This window comes from Mycoplasma zalophidermidis, assembly GCF_024742155.1.
In the GTDB taxonomy this organism is placed as follows: domain Bacteria; phylum Bacillota_I; class Bacilli_A; order Mycoplasmatales; family Metamycoplasmataceae; genus Mycoplasmopsis; species Mycoplasmopsis zalophidermidis.
Map to the genome: position 1 here is coordinate 1 of NZ_JANSFS010000009.1, position 5,340 is coordinate 5,340.

Consider the following 5,340-nt stretch of genomic DNA (forward strand, 5'->3'; position numbering starts at 1 on the left):
TTAATGTTTGCTTGATTAATTCATTATTAACATTGTCATCGAAAAGTTTTGTATCAAAATATTCAATGTTAAAAACATTAAGATTTTGCTTATAAGGTTTATTCTTTTCTAGTCATTTAAATGATTCTTCTTTTGTACCTTTACCGCTATTTATTCTATAAAGTCTTTCATAAGTTACATCATATGCTATGTTATTTTCATTATTAGTAACTAATGTAAAAGTTCTATTTCCACCATCTTCTCTGTTTAATTCCATAACAGCGTGACCTGTGGTACCAGAACCGGCGAAAAAGTCTAAAATACGGGCGTTTTTGTTGGGGCACGAGTTTATTAATTGTTTAATTAAATTAATTGGTTTGGGGTAGTCAAATTCACCTTTATTTAAAACGTTATTTAAGTCTGCCTTACCTTGAGAATTTGAAAACTTATTATCTAGTAATTTAGAGGACGATCAGTCAATCCCTGGGAATTTATTAACAATAGAGTATTCATTATTGCTTGTAATAATTTCTCAATCTTTATAATTTTTAACATAAAGAATTCCTTTTTTATTTTCAACTATAAAATCATTTTTCACCATTCATTTTATACGTTGTTCACTAAAAGATCAGTTTTTATTGTTTCTCGGAAAAAAGATTTTGTTATTTAAATTTACGCCAAAAACATAAGACTTATTTCCTCCACCTCCATCAAGAGGATGTTTTAATGTATATCTCCCTCTTCAATCTTCGTATTTGTAATCATCTCATTCACTTTCTATTTTTTTAAATTTATATACTTTGTTAACATTTTTATAATAAACTAAAACATAGTCATTATCCTTTTGTATATTAGACGTGCCGAAACGCCCCCCGCCTTTTTTAGTAAGTCTTGAAAGACAAGCTCCAAAATTCTCCTCCCCAAAAATTTCATCCATTAATACTTTTAAATAAGCTTGTTCTGTATCATCAATTGATACAAAAATAACCCCATCTTCTTTCAATAGGTTCTTTGCCATTCTTAAACGTTCGCTCATCATATTTAGTCAACCAGTACGACTAAATTTATCACGATAAATAAATTTTGAAGCTGCGATATCATCTTTTTCGCCATTTTTTAAACTATTTCCATCGCTCAAAGATGATTCAGTATTATAAGGAGGATCGATGTAAATTACATCGTAAAATGCATTGGTGTCGCTAGCGACTCTCTCTCTCTCTCTCTCTCTCTCTATCACTAATAGATTCTTTAAAGCATCATAGTTTTCACCAATAATTAGAGTATTTTCAAATTCTTGGTGATTAAACATATCATTAATAAATGATTTTTCATTATCTTTTTTAAGTAAAGCTAAAGCTGTGTTTTTGCAAGCTGGTGCTTCATCGAAAACAAAACCAATTTTTACTCTTTTAATTAAAAATTGATATACATCTTGTAAATCTTTTTCATCTGTTCTTTTTAAGATATTAATTATTAGATCTTTTTGGTCTTGATTAATATCGTGTTTTGATATTTCATTTATTTTATTAATATAATCATTTAAGATTAATTCTTTGTTCATATTTTCTCCTTATTAATACATCAGCTATTTTTTAGCTAATTAAAATTATATTAAAATGAGTGCGCTTTGGGAATATATTTTAATTAGCGACGATAAATGCAAGGTGAAATAAATGACTATATAAAATAATTTAAAGATACAAAATGCTAAATATTTATTTACAAACCATTTTAGTAGCATTAGATATAAAAAAATGTGAGTTAAAGGAATTTTAAAATTTTGTATATGTTTAATTTTGAATTAATTCATACAAAACAACGTAAACAATGAATTAAGAGGCACAAACAAAATCAAAATCTGAATTACTAAAAACTTTTTACTTTTTAATAAAATTCCAAAAATTACTTTCTATTAGATATAAATAACTGATTAATAAAATTGAAAAAACACTTTTTAATATAAAAAAACGCAAGATTACAAAAAAAGTGGTCTTGTTTTTTTGTTGAATTAAGACTTCTAAGTGCCTTATCAAGACCAGCAGTATGTCAACCAATTTCAACCGTAATACCTTTAATTCTACTTGCCATAAACTTCCAACTTTCCTAAAAAATGGGCATAAAAAAATGTCCAACCATAATTTGACTAGGCATAAAAAAGCACCTACAAAATGTAAATGTCTTAAGTTTGTTTTAGTTAAATTGCTTATTATTCTTAAAATTCGCCAAATTCATTAATGTTTTCATCTAAATAACGGTAAACTCTTTTTTGTTTATCTCGACAAAAAACACAGGATTAAACTTTTCATTACTAAAGCTTAAATCATTGTTAAGCAAGCTATCGCTTACTAATCTTCTTGTGATTTTAAAAATTATGGTTAAATATCCATCAATTTCCAATATTTTTTACACTTTACACTCTATATTTATAGCGCACTTATCTATAAGCGATGCATCTATAGTTTTAACAATTATATATTCGAGATTTAACTTTCAAAGTTTATCTATACCACTAAAAAATCCTGTACCTTCTATTTCTTTCATCGTGTATTTGCTTGAAATATTTACGCTAAATTCCATTTCTTTTTTATATTATTAGCTAAATTGCTTACATCAACAGTTGCTATTACTAACATATCTCCCAAACTATATGATGAAGATAATTTAGTGATATTATATCTAAATTTGCATCTTTACATCCTATGATTATAATCGGAAATGCATAATACAACTTTGTTGTTGATAATTCTTTCTTATTTGACATTCCTGATTTTCGAATACATTCTTCTTAATTTGCATTTATTAATATTAAAACTATGAACAACTTATCTAATTATTAAAAACTTCATCAGCAAGATTAATACAAGAATCAATCACTTTATCCCAATTTGTATCCTTAACAAAAAATGATTGTTTTTCGAAGTTAGTCCATGCTTTTCGCATGATTTCACTTTCTTTAACATCTACTAAAATCTGTTTATAATCCTTCAACACACCTAGCGTTCCTCTTTTAGTGGCTGTTTTTATAACTGCTTCATGCAATACCTCAATTGAATAGTCGTTTCCCCCCTGTTATTAGAAAAATATCGTAGAAATCTCTCATTCTAGTATTAGCTGTTGATCTCGCTATCATGGTTTCTAATTTTTCTGCTAACAAGGTCTCTATGTTATATGTGAGTAATGAGATATATCTATCTTCAAACATTAGGAAATATTTGTATTCTATTGCTCTTGGTGTAATAGCGTCTCCCGTTGATAAATCTATTTTTATTGCTTGTCTAATTTTCTCAAAATACCCATCAATGCTAAATCTAATACCTGGATAGTCATGTTCTTCCATAATTAATGCACTATTAACCATCTTAAAAGTAACGCCATCAGCAAGATCGACACTCATAATATTTTCTACTATGTTTCTAGCTTCCGTCTCGCTTAGAGTTAGACTTTTAACTGTGGTGTCAATATCCATTGTTGCCCTCGTATCAAGACCAACAAGTGATGCCACAAGGATTCCACCTTTAACAATTAAATTGTTTTTATAATCAGACCTAGAAACCCTTTCCAAGAAACGCTCCATAAAGAAATTCCGAAGATAAACCTGCGATTTCTTGCTATCCCCACCAGTTAGATTATTTATTTTATCTTTTAACTGTCTTGAACTCGTTATCACAAAACCACCTCCAAATATCCCCTAACAATATCTTGAATATTAAACTCTTTAGCATACCTCATAAGTTTGGAAATATTTTTATCTGCTCTAGATAAATAATTCTTTCATGCAGTAGAATAAATCTGAACATCAGTCTTATCCTTATTCCTTACTAAATCACACACGCTTCGCTCTAAATCATAAACTTTTACATCATGGCCAAAAGCTGTTTGAATAACACTTTGCCCGAGTTCATATTTTTCTTCATCTAACTGATATACACGAATATTCTTTTTTCTAAGATGCGTAGCATTATATCCTGCTTTTACTGTCACGCTAATATCCAAAGGTTCTCTATCCATCAGACTATGCAAGTACAGAGCTGTTTCATGCGAAAAAATCGCTCGAGGATTAGAATTAGAAATAACATATAACTCGTCATCCCAAGCATCTGGTAACTTATATAAACCCTGCGTTATGCGAACAAGGTTATTTTTCCTTTTGAAAGTTGTTAAAATAGTAGAAGACACACCCTTACTAAGAGCTAGTGAAGTATCTAAATAACCATTATTCTCATCAACTATTTTCATTAATAAATCTTGATAACTCACAGTATTCACTTTCCTTTCACGCTCTATATTCTAACATAAAGGAGCGTGAAATAAAAGTTTTAGTATGAAACTTTTTTGCAGGAACAACTTATTAGAACTTGTCAAAAATTTTTACCTTCTTCTTTCTTATCTTTCTTAGGTTTTTCATTAGTTATTTCATAATATCTTTTTGCTATCTCAATTAGATCATTTCTATCAAAAATATCTCAATCAAAATTTGGTTCTTTTCTAGGTATTTCTGAGCCCGTTTTTCTATCTTTGCCTTTTTTTGGTTAATAATTTTTATTTCATTCCTAAATTATAATATTTAATTATTTTTGCAATTCTCCTTGCGAGATGTTTTCTCTTAACAAACTTTGTTTTTGGAGAAATATTTCAAAATGCTTTTATAGCTTCTGACTTTCCATATTTTGGGTAAACCTCAAATATGAAATCAAACTCTTCCATTTTTAAATGTCTTGACATATTCAATAATCCTTTTCAGTTTTTGTATTTTAATTTTTAGTGGGGTATCTCACCACTAATGGTTGTGTACAAAAATTAACACTTTGCAATGTTAATTTTTGTTATCCGCCTTTATAGTCAATGTTAATTTTTTGCTATTTTAGTTAATTTTTGAAAACTAATTATTATCTAATTCATTAATGAATTCAAACATATCCTTAAAAAGATTTTTTATAGCAAGTCCTTTTTTGTCAAATGTGCCATCATTAATTTTGTCATTAAATAATTCACTTGTGCTTGCACCTTCAAAAGTTATTTCCATTTTTCCACTTTTTTTGTTTTGAGAATCTTCTTTATTAACTTTGCAAACCAATAATGTCAAAGGTGATAAAATGAAACTATTATCCAATTGGTCATCAATATAAGCACGATAAGCTTCAATTATTTTTTTAGTCTTCTCTTTATCATAGTCTTTAGTGGCGTCTTTAACTTCAATAATAATTTGGTGTTTGCCATATTTAATTACAATATCTGGGAATGAGTTTTTAATATCATAATCTTTACTATAGTATTCATAATTTACGCCGTTTAAGGTTGGGTTTTTAGTTCAAATTTTTACTTTATTATAAAAATCTTCAGCATCATTCTTGTATTTTTCTT

The 5,340-nt window shown here is 28.0% G+C and carries 7 protein-coding genes; all 7 read right to left on the reverse strand.

All coding sequences use genetic code 4. The annotated features are described in order from the left end of the window. Positions 1-1,540, reverse strand: a 1,540-nt coding sequence (locus NW238_RS03530; RefSeq protein ID WP_258451840.1) for a site-specific DNA-methyltransferase, incomplete at its 3' end; no start/stop codon positions are given. A gap of 842 nt (positions 1,541-2,382) precedes the next feature. Beyond that, positions 2,383-2,556 (reverse strand): hypothetical protein, encoded by a 174-nt coding sequence (locus NW238_RS03535; RefSeq protein ID WP_216505750.1) that lies wholly within the window; start codon positions 2,554-2,556, stop codon positions 2,383-2,385. A gap of 249 nt (positions 2,557-2,805) precedes the next feature. Continuing rightward, on the reverse strand, positions 2,806-3,018 hold the full coding sequence (locus tag NW238_RS03540; RefSeq protein WP_258451842.1) for a hypothetical protein: 213 nt from the start codon (positions 3,016-3,018) through the stop codon (positions 2,806-2,808). Continuing rightward, positions 2,987-3,646 carry a nucleotidyl transferase AbiEii/AbiGii toxin family protein gene (locus NW238_RS03545; RefSeq protein ID WP_258451844.1) on the reverse strand — a complete coding sequence of 220 codons (660 nt, stop codon included), beginning with the start codon at positions 3,644-3,646 and terminating at the stop codon, positions 2,987-2,989. The genes NW238_RS03540 and NW238_RS03545 overlap by 32 nt, the downstream gene beginning before the upstream one ends. Beyond that, the gene (locus NW238_RS03550; RefSeq protein ID WP_258451846.1) at positions 3,640-4,236 is read right to left on the reverse strand and encodes a type IV toxin-antitoxin system AbiEi family antitoxin domain-containing protein; all 597 of its coding nucleotides are present in this window, start codon (positions 4,234-4,236) and stop codon (positions 3,640-3,642) included. Before NW238_RS03550 ends, NW238_RS03545 begins: the two co-directional genes overlap by 7 nt. A 282-nt stretch (positions 4,237-4,518) precedes the next feature. After that, the gene (locus tag NW238_RS03555; RefSeq protein WP_216567963.1) at positions 4,519-4,701 is read right to left on the reverse strand and encodes a hypothetical protein; all 183 of its coding nucleotides are present in this window, start codon (positions 4,699-4,701) and stop codon (positions 4,519-4,521) included. A 157-nt stretch (positions 4,702-4,858) separates the two neighbouring features. Beyond that, the coding region (locus tag NW238_RS03560) for a hypothetical protein (protein ID WP_373889500.1) at positions 4,859-5,340 on the reverse strand (482 nt) is incomplete at its 5' end.